General features: G+C 71.2%; 6 protein-coding genes. All 6 read left to right on the top strand.

Translation table 11 applies throughout. The annotated features are described in order from the left end of the window. Nucleotides 1-432: 432 nt before the first annotated feature. The 6 genes from ABFX36_RS18135 (at nucleotide 433) to ABFX36_RS18160 (ending at nucleotide 16,414) form a co-directional block, all read left to right on the top strand. Entirely contained in the window at nucleotides 433-1,206 is a 774-nt protein-coding gene (locus tag ABFX36_RS18135; protein ID WP_062366509.1) for a thioesterase II family protein, read from the top strand. Continuing rightward, nucleotides 1,203-2,546, top strand: a complete 1,344-nt coding sequence (locus ABFX36_RS18140; RefSeq protein ID WP_346077675.1) for a beta-ketoacyl [acyl carrier protein] synthase domain-containing protein — start codon at nucleotides 1,203-1,205, stop codon at nucleotides 2,544-2,546. The genes ABFX36_RS18135 and ABFX36_RS18140 overlap by 4 nt, the downstream gene beginning before the upstream one ends. Further along, nucleotides 2,539-5,634, top strand: a complete 3,096-nt coding sequence (locus tag ABFX36_RS18145; protein WP_062366511.1) for an SDR family NAD(P)-dependent oxidoreductase — start codon at nucleotides 2,539-2,541, stop codon at nucleotides 5,632-5,634. Before ABFX36_RS18140 ends, ABFX36_RS18145 begins: the two co-directional genes overlap by 8 nt. A gap of 111 nt (nucleotides 5,635-5,745) precedes the next feature. Then, nucleotides 5,746-6,504 carry an MTB12 C-terminal domain-containing protein gene (locus tag ABFX36_RS18150; RefSeq protein ID WP_006896082.1) on the top strand — a complete coding sequence of 253 codons (759 nt, stop codon included), beginning with the start codon at nucleotides 5,746-5,748 and terminating at the stop codon, nucleotides 6,502-6,504. A gap of 77 nt (nucleotides 6,505-6,581) precedes the next feature. Continuing rightward, entirely contained in the window at nucleotides 6,582-11,897 is a 5,316-nt protein-coding gene (locus tag ABFX36_RS18155) for an amino acid adenylation domain-containing protein (protein ID WP_346077677.1), read from the top strand. Then, entirely contained in the window at nucleotides 11,894-16,414 is a 4,521-nt protein-coding gene (locus tag ABFX36_RS18160) for an amino acid adenylation domain-containing protein (protein WP_346077679.1), read from the top strand. The genes ABFX36_RS18155 and ABFX36_RS18160 overlap by 4 nt, the downstream gene beginning before the upstream one ends. Nucleotides 16,415-16,782: the final 368 nt, after the last annotated feature.

The raw sequence follows: 16,782 nt of genomic DNA on the forward strand, positions 1-16,782 counted from the left end.
TCCACGGATACCTCGGCGACGTCCCGCCCGCCGAGTTCGAGCACGCGTTCTATGCTGTCCAAGCCGACCGCGAACAGCTGGTCGGAATCAAATAGCGCGAGTCTCCATCAAACCCAGGGCGCTTCAAGCGAGTCCGCCGAGGTTTGTTGAGCGAGCGCAGCGAGTCGAAACGATCACTCGCGCAGGCTGGGACCGCCCCGCGTGTTGTGGAGCCAGCCTGCGTCCGGTGGTTTCGACTCGCTTCGCTCGCTCAACCAGCCTGGAGGCTCGCTCAACAAACCTGGAGGGTGGCTCAACCAGCCTGGCGGCTCGCTCAACCAGCCTGGCAATGAGGGCTTGCTCAACCAACATGGCGATGAGGACTCGCTCAACGGGCCCCGGCATGAGGACCTGCTCGACCACTGAAACACCGCACGACTTTGGGAACAAGAGATGACTACACCCGCGACCACTCGCAAGGCACCCGCACTCCGGGCGTTTCACAAGCCGGCCGACGCCGACGCGCCGATCCTTCTCGTCTTCCCCCACGCGGGCGGGGGAGCGTCGTCGTACCGTGACCTGTCGGGGCGGTTGTCGGCTCACTTCGACGTCCGCGTGATGCAGTATCCGGGACGGCAGGACCGGATGCGCGAGGACGCCGCGACCGGACTCGGAGAGTTGGCGACCGAAGCCGCGGAGGCCTTCACCGCCACCGCCGACTTCGCCGACCGTCCGGTGGTGGTGTTCGGGCACAGCATGGGCGCAATCGTCGCCTTCGAGTTCACCCGACTGCTGGAGGCGCAGGGCACGACACCCCGACGGCTCATCGTCTCAGCGGCTACCGCGCCGAGCCGAGTGGCTCAACTGCCGAAGCATCCCGACTCCGACGAGGACCTGCTGGCACATCTGACGGGCCTGCAGGGCACCGGCGGCGCGGTGATGGGCAGCGATTCGGTGATGCGGATGGCGCTGCCGGTGCTCCGAGCCGATTACCGGGCGTTCGACGCCTACGACTGCGCCGCCGACGTCCAGGTGTCGACCCCGATCCAGGTGGTCGGCGGAGCGGACGATCCAGTGATCCGGCCGTACCAGCTCCACTCGTGGTCCGACCACGCCGACGAGGTGGAGGTCAGCCTCGTCGACGGCGGCCACTTCTACCTCAACGAACATCCGGACGCGCTCGTCGACCTGCTGGTGCGGACCGCGACGGGCGGAGGAACCCGGTGACCGCGCACCACCCGTACGTCGCCGGAGGCGCGGATTCGGCACCCGACGACGCCGTCGTGATCGCGGGCATGGCGGTCGAGGCGCCGGGCGGCATCGACACCCCGGAGGACTTCTACGCAGCCCTCGCCGCCGGCGAGGACTTGATCGGGCCGATGCCCCGCGACCGCGGCTGGCCGGTGGACCAACTGCTTTCCCTCGACCGCGTTCCCGGTTGGGGTGCCGTGCCCGACGCCGGTGGATTCCTCGACGGCGCAGCCGAATTCGACCCCCAGTTCTTCGGTCTCAGCCCGCGAGAGGCGACGGCGATGGATCCGCAGCAGCGGGTCGCGCTCCGGGTGGCCTGGCGGGCCGTCGAGAACGCGGGCGTCAACCCCGCAGCCCTCGACGGCCGGGAGATCGGAGTCTTCTTCGGAGCTTCCGGCATGGAGTACGGACCCACGGTGGCAGCCGTGAACGACTACTCCGGCCACCGGATCGCCGGAACCGCACTGGGTTCGGTGTCCGGACGGATCTCGCACGCCCTCGGACTGACGGGCCCGGCGATCACCGTCGACACCGCGTGCGCGTCGTCGCTCACCGCCGTGCATCAGGCGGCCGCAGCGATCCGCTCCGGCGAATGCGACTGGGCGATCGCCGGCGGCGTGTGCGTGATGGGGTCGCCGGGAGCGTTCTTCGAGTTCTCCCGCAACAATGCGCTCGCCGCCGACGGACGGTGCCGCTCGTACGCGTCGGGGGCCTCCGGCACCGTCTGGGGCGAGGGCGCCGGCGCGGTGATTCTGGAGAGCGCCGGCGCGGCCCGGTCCGCCGGACACCGCATCTACGGAGTGGTGGCCGGATCGCGGGTGAACCACAACGGTTCCGGGGCGCCGATCGTGGTGCCGAGCGCGGACGCCCAGCGCCGGGTGATCGCGGGCGCACTCGCCGCCGCCGGCGTGGACGCGGCACAGATCGACCTGATCGAGGGGCACGGAACCGGCACTCTGGGCGACCCGATGGAACTCGACGCGCTCTCGGCCGTCTACGGCGCCGCCCGGGCCGACGACCGTCCCGCCGCCGTCGGATCGGTGAAATCGAACGCCGGACACGCGCAGGCGGCGGCCGGAATCCTCGGTCTCATCAAAGTCCTGCAATGCGGCCGGAACGGCACGATCGTCGGCACGCGGTTCGCCGACGAGCCGACCGACAAGATCGACTGGGACACCGCCGGGCTGCGACTGCCCGCCGCCACCGAACCCTGGCCGGCGCGCGACGGCCACCGTTTCGCCGCCGTCTCCAGCTTCGGCGTGTCCGGAACCAACGCCCATCTCATCGTCGACATGCCGGAGGCCCCGAATGCCTGACACGCCTCAGACCGGTGCGCAGTACCTCTTGCCCGACGGTCGCATCCCGGTGGTCGTCTCCGCGGACGCCGAAGACCAGCTCGGCCGGTTCGCGGCCTCCATCGCGCGCTATCTGCGGGCGCATCCGGCCGTCGACGCGCAGCGGGCGGCCGCATATCTGCTCGACGCCCGGCCGGTCCGCCGACACCGTGCGATCGCGGCGGTCGCCGACCGCGATGAGCTGCTGGGCGCACTCGATGCGCTCGCCGCCGGCCGATCGCACCCCGCGGTGGTCCGCGGGACCGCCGCCGCACACCGCTTCGCGTACGTCTACCCGGGCCAGGGCAGCCAGCGGCCCGGCATGGGTGCGGTGGACTACGACCGCTCCGCCGCCTACCGCGCCGCCGTCGACGAGTGTCACGCCGCCTCGCTCGACCTCTTCGGAACGTCGCCGATCGACTACGTCCTCGGCCGCGGCGACGCGGAACAGACCGACGACGTGCGGGTGGTGCAGCCGGCGCTGTTCATGCACATGCTGGGTCTGACGGCAATGTGGGACGCGGCGGGCGTCCGACCGTCGATGACCGTGGGACACAGTCAGGGCGAGATCGCCGCGGCGGTGCGCAGCGGCATCGCCAGTCTGCGCGACGCGCTGATCGTGGTGACCGTGCGGGCACGCGCGGTGGACGCGGTGGCGCCCCGCGGGTACACGATGGCCGTCGTCGGAATCAGTCTCGACGAGGCCGAGGCGCTGCTGGCCCGCAATTCCGGATGGATGGAATTGTCGGTGGTGAACTCCGAGCACATCCTGTGCGTGTCGGGGGAACGGCAAGCGGTGCTCGGGCTGATCGCCGCGCTGGAGGCCGAGGGCAAGTTCGCCAAGGAGATCCGCGTCGCCTACCCGGCGCACACCAGCATCGTCAGCAAGTTCGCCGACGAGTTCCAGACGGCGTTCGACGCCTACGGTCTCGGCCGGACGTTCACCGATCCCCGGATCCCGTGCATCGGCGCCACGCTCGGGGAGGCGATCGAGCCGTCGACCCCGGTGCGCGACTACTGGTTCTGGAACCTGCGCAACCGCGTCCGGTTCGACCGAGCGGTTCACACGGCGGCAGACGCCGGAGCCGACGTCTACATCGAGATCGCCGAGCATCCGACGCTGGTGCTGGCGTTGTCGGAGACGCTGGCGGGCTCGCCCGATGCCACGATCCTGAGCACCCGCCGCCGCGAGTGCACCGATCACACGCTCTTCACTCGCAACGTCGTGACGGTCGCGGCCACCGACCTGACCTTCGACTGGTCGAGCTGGGAGGTGCGCGGGCGCACTCGCGGGCTCCCGCTGGAGGCCTTCCCGAACTCGCCGATGCGCAAGACCCGCCTGTGGGCCAGGCCGGACGCCGGCGTCGGAGACGCCGTCAACCGCCCGGGGTGGGCCGCACCGCCCGCCGACCACGACGTGCGTGTGCTCGACGTCCGCTGGCAGCGTCCGGCGAGCCGGCGCTCGGCTGCCCCGCAGCGCATGGCGGTGCTGGCGCTTCCCGGATCAGATCTGAGTCTCGCCGCCGGCATCTGCTCGGCCGCGCCGCAGCACGGCGCCGTGGCCTGGCAGGTACCCGACGGCGGTGCCGAGATCGGTGAGGTCGACGCCGCACTGGTGCTCCTGCCCGCGCGCGGCGACGACGTCGAAGCCGAGCTCGCCGCGGTCCTGGCCGGCTCGGCCTGGCGAGGCGGTCTCGCGGAACTCCCGCCGACCGTGTGGATCGTCAGCACGGGGGCGGAGACGGCAGTGGACGGCGACGTCGCCGACCCGGTGCACGCCGCGGCCGTCGCCGGGCTGCGCTGCCTGGCCACCGAGCAGTCCGGGGTGCGCGTCGCGCAGCTCGATCTCCCTGCGCGGCAGCCGGTCTCGGCTGACGATGTGCTAGCGGCCGTCCATGTCGCGGGCGAGCCGGCGATCGCACTGCGAGACGGCGCGGTACTCGTCAAGCGACTGATGCCGACGGAAGCGGGGTCGGTCGCCGACCTCGATCTCACGCACGCCGTCATCACCGGCGGCACCGGGAAGGTCGGACTCGCCGTCGCCGAACGCTTCGCGCGCGACGGTGCGCGCCGGATCACCCTGCTCAGTCGTTCCGGCGGCGACGAGACGGCTCATCGCGTCGCCGCCCGGTTGTCCCGGCGTCACGGAGTGGACGTAGACCTGCGGCGCTGCGACCTCACCTCGGACACCGAGCCGGCGCAGCTGGCGGATCTGCCTCCGGTCACCACTCTGGTGCATGCCGCGCTCGACTACGTCGAGCGGCCGCTGTCGGAGATCACCGAGGCCGATGTGCGGCGCGCCGTGGATGCGAAGGTGAGCGGACTCGCCCGGGTTCTCGACGGGATCGGGGGCGCACCGCGGGTCGTGCTCTGTGCGTCGCTCGCAGCCACCCTTGGAGGCCGGGGACAGGCGCTGTACGCCGCCGCGAACCGTCTCCTCGAGGTGGAGGCCGCCCGGCTGCGGACGACCGGGGTGGACGCCGTCGCGCTCGCCTGGGGCTTGTGGGCGGTGCAGGGACCGCTCGACGCCGACGGGCTGGCGCGCGTCACGGCGACGGGCGTGGTGCCGATGGCGCCGACCGCGGCACTCGACGCGGGTCTCGCCGTTCACGGGGGCGATGCCGTGGTGATGGCGGCGTCCTGGCCGGACCTGCGCCATCTGTTGGAGATGACCGGGTCGGGCGTGCTGATCGAGGAGGTGCCCGATCGCGTCGGCGCACCGGAATCGGGACACGAAGAGGAGGCCGCGGCAGCCGACGCCGCGGTCGAGACGGAGCACACCGAAGAAGCCGAGACGGCGCCGGCCGAGGTACCGGAGACGCCGCCGGCACCTGCTCGATCGGGCGACTTGACGGCGAACCTGATCGACGAGTTGGCGGTCGCGATGGGTCTCGCGGCGACGGACATCGATCCCGCTGCGCCGCTGGTGGCGCTGGGTATGGACTCACTGCAGGCACTCGACTTCCGCAAACGGGTCCAGACCGCGCTGGCGTGCGACCTTCCGGTGGAGGCGATCCTGGGCGGCGCCAGCCTCGATGAGGTGGTTGCGTTGATGGACGAGGCCGCGTAGCGCTCGCGTCATCTTCCGGGTGTGGGGCGCGCAGCGAAACGGACGAATCCGTGACCAGGGTAACCGTACTAAGGCTAGACTTACCTTCTTAAGGTTTGGTTCAATTACCGCATGTATGACGAAGAGCAGGTCACCCAGCCGATCGCCGCTGAGCCGGCGCCGGCGGCCGAGGAGTCGGGCACGTCGATCAACTGGCCCACGGTGATGATGGCGGCGGGCATCTCGGCGGTCGTCTCGGCGATCGTGCTCTCCATCGGACTGGTCGGTCTGATGCTCAGCGACGTCGGCGGCAACCGTGCCGCGGCGCAGGAGGCCCCCGCCACGGTGGTGAATCTCGGTGCGCAGCAGACGCAGCCGCACGCCGCCGCCCCGGCGTCCGACAGTGCCGCCCCTTCGTCGGACGCCCCGGCCGCCGACGCTCCCGCCGCCGATGCGCCGGTCGCCGATGCGCCCGCCGCGGACGCTCCGGCGGCGCAGGCTCCGGCTGCTGCTCAGCAGCAGACGCCCACCGCGCAGGGGCCGACGAAGCCGACGGCCGCGCAACTGCAGGCCGAGATGGACTACCTCGCCTCCGGTGCCTCGAACGCGCAGAAGGCTCAGCGCCTGGAGGGCGGGGCCCGCGCGGTGAACCAGGCGCAGGGCATCCTCGGTCTGGCCGCGAAGTTCAAGCCGATGGGGCTGACTTACCGGATCGTCGACCCGGTGACGGTCAACGGCAACATCGCCAGCGCGCGTCTCAAGCTGTCCTCGCCCGGATACCAGCCCACCTACATGACGATGAAGTGGGTGTGGAAGGACGGGCGCTGGAAGCTCACCAACTCGTCCATCTGTGAACTCGGTTCGTACGCCAACATTCCCTGCAACCTGTAAGGACCGTTGGACCAGGAAGGACCCGGGGCGATCGCCCCGGGTCCTTCCTTTAGGTAAGGCTAGGCTAAAATCGACCCATGACGAGTGACCTGGCCGCCCGCCGACGTGAACTCCTCCGCAAGCGTCTCCAGGAGGAGAGTCTGACTCACCGTGGCGCCGCGGAGGCGGTGCCGGCCCGGGCCGACGGTGCGCGCACGCCGCTGCCCATCGCGGCTCGCCGGCTCTGGTTCGCCGGCCACCGCGATCCGGACGACACCTCGCTCAACATCTCGGTGGCCTTCGCGCTGCACGGGGAACTCGATGCCGAGCGTCTCCGCCGCGCCGTCGAGTCCGTGGTCTCGCGACACGAGACGCTCCGCGCCCGCTACCTCGCGGGCGAGGACGGCGAGCCGGTGATGCAGCACCGCGTCGGCGCCCCGATCTCCTGGACCACCGCCGACCTGACCGAACTGTCCGGCTCGGCGGCGCAGCGGCGCCTGCAGGTGCTGGCCGCGCGGGAGGCGCGGACGCCCTTCCGGCTCGCCGACGACGCTCCGCTGCGAGTCACGCTCGCCGCGCTGGCACCCGAGCACCACGTGCTGCTCCTGACCGTCCACCACATCGCCTGGGACGACGACTCGTGGGCGGTGTTCTTCGCCGACCTCGCCGCCGCCTATCGGGAGACGGAGACGGCGGCGCTCGCGCGGGCGTACGCCGACGTGCCCGACCCCTCTGACGACCGACTCGACGCCGACCTCGCGCACTGGGCGCAGGTGCTGCGTCCCGCACCCGAACCGCTCGACCTGCCCGCCGCGACCGGCGCCACCGGCAGCGGTCGCGTGCACCGCCGCTTGGCGCCGGAGATCGAGGCTGCGGCAGCCGAACTCGCACGAGCTGCGCGCACCACCACGTTCGCGGTCCTGCTCGCGGCCACCCAAGCCTTCCTGCATCGCGTGTACGGCGCCGACGACGTGGTGATCGCGGTGCCGACCACCGTGCGCCCGGCCGGGGCCGAGGATCTGATCGGTTACTTCGGCAACACCGTCCTGCTGCGAGGCGACGTCGACGCGCGGTCGTCGCTGACCGAGCTGATCGGCTGTTCCCGTGAGTCGTTGGCCGCCGGGCTCGCCGCCTGCCGCGTTCCGATCGACCGAGTGGTGGCCGAGTTCGCGCCCGACCGCCGCGCCGGTCTGGCCGGGCTGGTCTCGGCGAGTCTGTCGCTGCGCCGTGATCTGTCCGGGCTCGGGCTCGACGGCCTCCGCGTCGAACACCTCGACCACCTCCACGCTCCCAACGCCCAGTTGCCGTTGGAGTTCGCGATCGTGTCCGGTATCGAACCCGTCCTGGAACTGCAGTACCAGTCGTCCCGCTTGCGCGATGCGGAGGCGCAGGCGCTGCTCGCCGCGTACGCGACCTTCCTCACCGACGTCCTCGGCCGGCCCGACGCGCCGATCCGGGACGCACGACTGCTCGACGACGAGTCGCTCTCGGCGGTGGTCTCCGCGGCCGCCGGACCCGCGGTCGACGATGTTCCCGACACCCTCGTCGGCATGTTCGAGGCCGCGGTGGCGCAGCGCCCCGCCCACCCGGCGATCGTCACCGAGGACCGCTCGATCACTTACGCCGAACTCGGCACCGACGTCGACGTACTCGCGGCCCGGATCGCGCACGCCGCGGGCCCGGCGCTGGCGGCGCCGGACGCCGTTGTCGCGCTGCGCATGTCCGCGAGCGAGGACTTCGTGGTCGCCGCGCTGGCGGTGCTCAAGACCGGCGCCGCCTACCTGCCGGTGGATCCGGACTACCCGGCCGACCGCACCGCTTTCCTGCTCGAGGACGCCCGTCCGGTGCTGGTGCTCGACGCCGCCGAAGTGCAGCGGCTGCGCGCCGAACCCGAAGAGGCGCCGCGGCGTCTCGACCTTCCCGGGCCCTCGCCGGAATCGTTGGCCTACATCATCTACACCTCCGGATCCACGGGCACCCCGAAGGGTGTGGCGGTGGAGCACCGGGCGATCGCCGAGCATCTGCGGGCATTCGGCGCCACCAGCGTCGTCGGCTCCGACGACCGCCTCGTGCAGACCTCGTCGGTCAGCTTCGACGCGTCGATGTTCGAGATCTTCGCGACCCTGACCGCCGGCGCCACCCTCGTGATCCCGAAGAAGGGCGCGCTCACCGACATCGCCTACCTGGCCGACCTGCTGGTCCGCGAGCAAGTGACGGTGATGCACATGGTGCCGAGCATGCTCTCCACGCTGTTGCTGATCCCGGAGGTCAAGCAGTGGACCACGCTGCGCACCGTGCCGGTGGGCGGCGAGGCGCTGCCGGGTGAGGTCGCCGACGAGTTCACCACCGCGTTCACCGCAGACCTCAGCAACAACTACGGGCCCACCGAAGCCGTCGTCGCGGCCACCCATCACCGGGTCGACGGACCGCGCGGCGGCGCGGTGGTGCCGATCGGCCGTCCCAATCCGGGGGTCGCGGCGCACCTGCTCGACGCCGGCCTGCAACCGGTGCCCGACGGAGTGGTCGGCGAGCTGTACCTCGGCGGACGTCAGCTGGCGCGCGGCTACCTGCGCCGCAGCGGACTGACCGCCGCGCGATTCGTCGCGGACCCCTTCGGAAAGGGTGAACGTCTTTACCGCACAGGCGATCTCGCCCGGCGCGGCGGAGACGGGGAGCTGCAGTTCGTCGGCCGCTCCGACGACCAGATCAAGGTCCGCGGCTTCCGCATCGAACCCGGTGAGATCGAGGCGGTGCTCGCCGCGCACGAGGACGTCCAGCGTGCCCTGGTTACCGTGGTCGACGACCGACTGCTCGCGTACGTGATCGGCGAGTCCGGCGCGGTCCCCGACCCGCAGGCGCTCCGCGACCACGCCGCGCAGACACTTCCGTCGCACATGATTCCGGACGCCGTCGTCGCCATCGACGAGGTGCCGATCACCGTGCACGGCAAGCTCGACCGCGCTGCGCTTCCGGTGCCGGCCACGCAGGCCGCGGGTTTCGTGGAGCCGGCGACGCCCACCGAGCGGCGGGTGGCGGCGGTGTTCTCGGAGCTGTTCGGCGGCCGGACCATCGGGTCCGCGGACTCGTTCTTCGATCTCGGCGGCCACTCGCTGCTCGCGGCCCGCCTGGTGACCGCCCTCTCGGCCGAGTTCGGGCTCGACGTCGACGTCCGGGCACCGTTCGACGCCCCGACGGTGGCCGGGCTGTCCGCACTGCTGGTCGAGAAGGCGCGCGCCGAGCTCGGCGTCGACCTCGACGCGGACCCGGACCAGGACGGCTGGGCGGACGGCGCCTGGACAGAAGGCGACGCGGAGGGGAGCGATTGGGCCGACGGGGACTGGACCAGCGCCGACTTCGGCGGGATCGCCCTGGGAACGCCGGAGCCGCGGCACACCGAACCGGTCCGACCTCCGCTGGTGGCCGGTGACGAGGTCGACCGGGCGCCGCTGTCGTTCTCCCAGCTCGCCATGTGGTTCAACGAGCGGTTCGGCGGCGCGAGCGCGGAGAACAACATCGTGCTGACCCTCGCCGTCGAAGGGCCGGTGAACGACGACGCCCTGCGCGGCGCGATCGCGGACGTGGTCCGGCGGCATCGCTCGCTGCGGACCTCGTTCAGCGAGATCGACGGACTGCCGGTCCAGGTGATCCGCGACGACGCCGACATCGAGGTGCCGCTGAGCATCACCGAGGCCACCGATGCCGACGACCCCGTGCGCATCGCGGCGCAGACCGGGGAGCTGATCTTCGATCTGGCGGCGGCGCCGCTGGTGCGCGCACACCTGGTGCGGGCCGGGTCGTCGTCGGTGCTCGCGCTGGTGATTCATCACATGGTGGTCGACCACGGCAGCACCGACATCATCATCGCCGACCTCGCCGCCGCCTACCGTGCGCGGACCGGCGGTCCCGCCCTCACTCCTCGGCCGGCCGGACCGGAGTACACCGACGTGGCGCGCTGGCAGCACTCGATGTTCGGTCTCGACGCCGACCCCGACAGCGACGCCGGCCGCTACGGGCGTGCCCAGATCGACTTCTGGCGCGACCGGCTCGAAGGACTTCCGGACGAGATCCTGGTGGCGGCCGACCGGCCCCGCCCCGAGGGCCTGAGTCACCGCGGGGTGATCGTCGACTTCGATATCAGCGCTTCGCGCCACGAGCGGCTCAAGACCGTCTTCCGCGGCAGTGCGGTCAGTGACTTCATGGCGCTCACCGCCATGTGGTCGGCTGCGCTGCACACGCTCGGCGGCGGCGTCGACATCGCGATCGGCACTCCGTCGGCGGGGCGGGCCGACCCGGCGACCGCCGACATCGTCGGGCTGCTCGCGAACATGGTGGTTCTGCGCACCGATCTGACCGGCGAGCCGACACTGAACGACGTTCTGCACCGCTCCCGCGACGCCGTGCTCGACGCCTTCTCCCACCAGGATCTGCCGATCGAACGCCTGGTGGAGGCGCTGAACCCGCGCCGCACCCGGGCCCGGAACCCGCTGTTCCAGAGCATGGTCCACTTCCGCGATACGGCAGGCGAGCCCGTGGTCCAGCTCGCGGAGGGCACGTCCATGCACATCCTCCCGATGGAGGTGGACACCTCCTACCTCGATCTGAATCTGATCGTGACCACATGCGCCGACGGCAGCCTGAGCGGCCGGCTGGTCGCGAGCGCAGACCTCTACGACGAGGACACCGCGCGCGGTATCGCCGACCGATTCACGACGCTCCTCGAAGCCCTAGCGGAGAATCCGCAGCGACGGCTGTCGGAGGTGACGGTCCGGCCGATACCCGATGCACTCGACGCCTCCGTGCACGGTGAGGATCCAGCCGTGCTCGCCGAACTCATCGCCGCCCGGTCGCCGCGACGCGTTCAGGCGCGGCCCGCGACACTCGCCGGTCTGCCGCACGCGGGTCTGACGCACTGCGCCTCGGTCGCGACCTGGATCGTCGACGGTCCGGGTGCCGCCACCGCACTTCCGGAGACGCTGCGCGCGCTCTCGCCCGCGTCGCTGGTGATCGACAACTACGCCGCCGCACCGGCGGCCGCGCCGGTCGCCGAGGTGTACACCGCCGGCGGCGGCACCCAGACGCCGACCGAGCGGGCACTGGTGACCATGCTCGAGGAACTGCTCGGGGTCACCGGGGTCGGGCGCGACGACAACTTCTTCGCGGTCGGCGGCGACAGCGTCATCTCGATCCAGTGGTCGGCGCGTGCGGCGGCCGCGGGCATCGCTCTCGATCCGCAGCAGATCTTCGACCACTACTCGATCGCCGAACTGGCCGAGGCGGTCGACGCCGCGCGGGCCCGGCACGACGACACCGTCGAGCCGGAGCCGCAGCCGGTCGACGCGTCGCCGATGTCGGCGTCGGGGCTGTCGAGTGACATGCTCTCGGCGCTCGGCTCGGCGTGGGAGGCGCAGCAGTGAGCCCGGAGCAGCAGTCGAAGCCGGCCATCGAAGACGTCCTCGCGCTCTCGCCGCTGCAGGCCGGGCTGTTCTCGCTCTCGGAGATGGCCGGCGACGGCCTCGACGTCTACAGCATGCAGTTCGTCGTTGAGATCAGCGGACCGCTCGACGCCGCGGTCTTGCGCCGCAGCATCGCCGCCGTCCTCACGCGGCACCCCAATCTCCGTGTCAGTCTGTGGGATCAAGGCGTTCCGCACCCGGTGCAGATCGTGCCGACCCAGGTCACCGTGCCGTGGCGCGAGGTGCGGACCCATCCCGACGATTTCGACGCTCTCGCGCTCGCCGAACGCTCGCAGCGGTTCGACCTGCGTCGCGGCCCGGCGATGCGGGTGGTGCTCGCCGCACTGCCCGAGGGCAGGCACCGGCTGCTGCTCACCGCACACCACATCCTCATGGACGGCTGGGCGATCGCGCTCTTCTTCCGCGAACTGCTGGCGATCTACGGCGCGGGCGGCAGCGCCGACGGACTGGCGCCGGTGAAGCCGTACCGCAACTACATCGCGTGGCTGGCGGAGCAGGACACCGCCGCGGCGCTCGACACCTGGACGTCGTATTTGGACGGGGTGTCGCCGCTGTTGATCGGTGCCCCGGGGACCCCGGCCACCGAACCGGTGCGGCACCGGCGAACGCTCGACGCCGCGGAGACCTCGCGCGTTCTGGGTTGGGCGCGCCGGGCCGGACTGACTCCGGCGGCTGTGACGCAGTACGCGTGGTCGGTGGTCCTCGGCCGGCTCGCCGACCGGACCGACGTGGTCTTCGGGACCACCATCTCGGGCCGACCGCAGAGTCTGCCGGGGGCCGGCGAGATGGTCGGGCTGTTCATCAACACCGTCCCCGTGCGCGTCGACCTGCGAGCTCAGCCGACCGTCCTCGAGGCCTGCACCGCACTGCAGCGGTCGTCGGCCAGGATGCGCGACCTCGGATTCCTCGGCCTCGCGGACATCGCGCGCGCGGCCGGTACCCCGAACCTCTTCGACACGCTCTTCGTCTACGAGAACGCTCCGATCGGTTCGGCGACCGAACCCGTCACCGCGCCGGACGGCACCCGCTTCCTGCCTCTCGCGATGGAGTCGCTGTCGCACTACCCGCTGACCGTCGTCGCCTACGAGCTCGACGGGGAGCTGATCGTGATGAGCGAGTCGGTCGCCGAATCGCTGGGACCGATCGATCCGGCGCAGGCCGTCGAACGGGTGCTCGCGGTGCTCCGGGCGCTGCCCGACGCCGCGGACGCTCCTGCCGACACGCTCGACGCGCTGCTCGATCACGAGAGGGAATGGGCGGCACGGCCGTCGCGCGGTACGCCGCTGCCCGCCGGAACCACGGCGATCGGGCTGTTCTGCGAACAGGCACGGACCTCTCCGGCGTCCGTCGCGCTCGTCGCCGACGACGGCACGTGGACCTACGATCAGCTCCACCGCTGGTCGCTGGCGGTTGCGGGGGACCTGCGGTCTGCGGGAGTGCGACGCGGTGACGTGGTGGCGGTGGCGCCGCGACGGTCGGGCCGGACGGTCGCGGGCGTGCTGGGGGCGATGCTCGCCGGTGCCGCGTACGTGCCGATCGACGTGTCCATGCCGGTCGCCCGGATCGAGAATCTGCTCGACCAGTCCCGTGCGGACGTGGTTCTCACCGACCCCGAGTTCGTCGATCTGTTCGCGGGGCGCACCGTCGTCACCGATTGGGACGGCGGGGATCGGCATGGCGGGGAATCCGTCGAGGTGTCCCCGGCCGATGCGGCGTATCTCATCTTCACCTCCGGCTCCACCGGCGAGCCCAAGGGAGTGATCGGCACGCAGGGAGCGCTGGCCAGCTATGCCCGCGATCACCGCGACCGCGTGCTGTCGGTCGGCCGCCGGCGGCTCGACCGCGCGTTGCGGGTGGCGCACGCCTGGACGTTCTCCTTCGACGCGTCGTGGCAGCCGCTGGCCGCCCTGCTCGACGGCCACGAGGTCCATCTGTTCTCCGATGAGCAGACGCGCGACGCCACGCGTCTGGTCGCGGCGCTCGCCGAGCGCCGGATCGACATGATCGACACCACGCCGTCGATGTTCGGCCAGCTCTCGGCGGCCGGGCTGGTGTCCGGGGAACCGGGTCGGCCGACGTTGACGGTGCTCGCACTCGGTGGCGAGGCGATCGGTCCGGCGCTGTGGGACCAACTGGGGTCGTTGCCGCGGACGGCGGTCTTCAACTGCTACGGACCCACCGAGACCACCGTCGAGGCGATGGTCGCGCGCGTGTCGGAGTCGCCGGTGCCGACGATCGCCGGACCCACCGACCGGATGAGTGCGCGGGTGCTCGACTCCCGCCTGCGGCCGGTTCCCGACGGGGTGATCGGTGAGCTGTACCTGACCGGGGACCAGGTCACTCGCGGCTATCAGGGGCGCCCGGGGCAGACGGCGGCAGCCTTCGTCGCCGACCCGATCCGATCAGGCGAGCGCATGTACCGGACTGGAGACCTGGTGCGCCGCAACGCAGTCGGCGACATCGTCTTCGTGGGACGCGGCGACGACCAGGTCAAGATCCGCGGCTACCGCATCGAGGTGGGCGAGGTGGAGGCAGGACTCAGGGCGGTGCCCGGGGTTCGCGAGGCCGCCGTGGTGGTGGTCGATCGGCCGATCGGTGCGGCGCTGGTCGGATTCGTCTCGGGGGCGACCAACGGGGCGGGTCTCGACGCCGCCGTCGTCCGCGGCGAACTGGCGCAGAAGCTGCCGTCGCACATGATCCCGACGAGGATCGTCGTGCTGCCGGTGCTGCCGGTGAACCGTAACGGCAAGCTCGATTCGGTGCTGCTGGGGGAGTCGGCGCGCGCGGCGCTGGCCGGCGGCGGGGAGACGGGCCGACCGCTCGACGAGGTGGAGGAGCGGGTGGCCGCGGCCGTCGAGGGCGTGCTCGGCACCCGTCCCGGTCCCGACGACGACTTCTTCGACCTCGGCATGGACAGCATCGTCGCGATGGCGTTGGTGACCGCGCTGCGTGCGGGCGGCGACGAGATCGCGGCGCGCGACGTCATGGCCTTTCCCACCGTTCGCGACTTGGCCGACGCGGTCCGCCGGGGCGAGCGTCTGGCGCGGATCGCCGCCGAGCGCGAGTACGGCGAGGTGCCCGCGCTGCCGGTGGTGGAGTGGATGTACGAGGGCGGCCGGTGGCGGCGGTTCACGCAGACGGTGCTGTTCCGACTGCCCGACGGGTGCACGGACGCCGAGGTGGTCCAGGTGCTGCAGGCCGTGCTGGATGCGCACGACATGCTGCGGTCCACCCGGGAGAGCGGAGTGCTCGTGACCCGCGAACCCGGTGCGGTGGACGCGGCGAGTCGATTCTGGGTGATCGACGGGGAGCCGGGGCAACAGTTGGGCACGCTCATCACCATCGCCGCCCGCCAGGCCAACGAGGCTGTCGATCCCGATCGCGGAGACATGGTGGCCGCGGTTCGCGTGGTGCCGAGCGGGGGCGGCGACGTCCTGCTGCTCGCGATCCACCATCTCGCGGTGGACGCGGTGAGCTGGCAGATCCTCTTCGGTGACATGGCCCAGGCCGGCGCGGCCGTCGCCGCGGGGGCGCCGCCGGCACTGCCCGCGGAGTACACGGACTACCGCGCGTGGAGTCGTCGAATGCTCGCGAGGTCGGGAACGGAAGTCGTTGCCGCACAGCGGGATTACTGGCGGTCGCAGGTGCGTGCCGACGACCCGGTGATCGGTTCGCGTCGACCGGAGATCGGCCGCGACACCTGGAGCGAGTTGACGTCGGCGCCCGTCTTGACCGACGTCGCCGTGACGGCCGAGATCCTGGACCGGATCGATCAGCGGATCGGGATGCGTGAGTTCCTGCTGACCGCGCTGACGGCGACCTTCGCATCCTGGCGCGCCGAGCGCGACCAGGACCCGTCGACGGGAGCGCTGATCGCGCTCGAAGGTCACGGCAGAGAGGATGCGACCGTCGGGGACGACATCGACACCGGGCGCACGCTCGGCTGGTTCACCACGGTGTTCCCGGTGCGGCTGGCCGCGGGCACGACGGTCACGGTCGACGCATTGGAAGCGGACTCCGGCGAGGGGCGACGTCTGCTCGAGCGTGTCACTGCGGAGCTGGAGGCGGTCCCGAACCGGGGTCTGGACTATGGGCTGCTGCGCTATGCCGAACGCGACGCCGACCTGGTCGAGGGCGTCGAACCGCAGGTGGAGTTCAACTATCTGGGCCGCTTCGACCTGGGTGTCGCGGGTGAGGATCCGGGCGCGTGGCAGCCGGTCGTCGACCTGGAGTTGAACGAGCATCTGCCGACCGATCCCGAGCCGGATCTTCCGCTGCGATACGCGCTCGACGTGGTCGCCGTGGTCCGCGCGACCGACGACGGCCCTCAGTTGGTGACGAACTGGCGTTATTGCTCCACGGTCCTCTCGCCCGCCGACATCGCCCGCCTCTCCACCCTCTGGTCCCGCTCCCTCTCCGCCCTCTCAAGCGCCGAACCCCCAAAGCCTCTCGAGTAGCGGAGGAGCGGACCGAGACGGGGCATCGCACTGGCCCGAGGTGCCCCAGGTTTGTCGACCTCTGGCCTGTCGAGTAAGCGGAGGAGCGAAGCGACGAAGCGCATCGAGACGAACGGGTCTCCATGCGTCCTCGCCCTACTCGCCTGTCCTGGGCCGTTCTATCAGGCCTGTCGACCCCACAGGTTTGTCGAGTAAGCGGAGGAGCGAAGCGACGAAGCGCATCGAGACGGACGTCGCCCGAGTGAAGCGCCCTGGGTTCCGTTCCGAGTCTCAGCAAGGAGAATCGGAGTATGCCCAAGAAGTTCAGTCCAGAGCTGCGTGAGCGTGCCGTGCGCATGGTCTACGACCGCCAAGCCCGCGAGGGCGGC

The sequence above is a fragment of the Gordonia cholesterolivorans genome, assembly GCF_039531975.1.
Taxonomy (GTDB): domain Bacteria; phylum Actinomycetota; class Actinomycetes; order Mycobacteriales; family Mycobacteriaceae; genus Gordonia; species Gordonia sihwensis.

Excerpts from the sequence above, each read along its gene's own strand:
- ABFX36_RS18155 (WP_346077677.1), top strand. The coding sequence starts at position 6,582 with ATGACGAGTGACCTGGCCGCCCGCCGACGTGAACTCCTCCGCAAGCGT.
- ABFX36_RS18145 (WP_062366511.1), top strand. The coding sequence starts at position 2,539 with ATGCCTGACACGCCTCAGACCGGTGCGCAGTACCTCTTGCCCGACGGT.
- ABFX36_RS18150 (WP_006896082.1), top strand. The coding sequence starts at position 5,746 with ATGTATGACGAAGAGCAGGTCACCCAGCCGATCGCCGCTGAGCCGGCG.
- ABFX36_RS18135 (WP_062366509.1), top strand. The coding sequence starts at position 433 with ATGACTACACCCGCGACCACTCGCAAGGCACCCGCACTCCGGGCGTTT.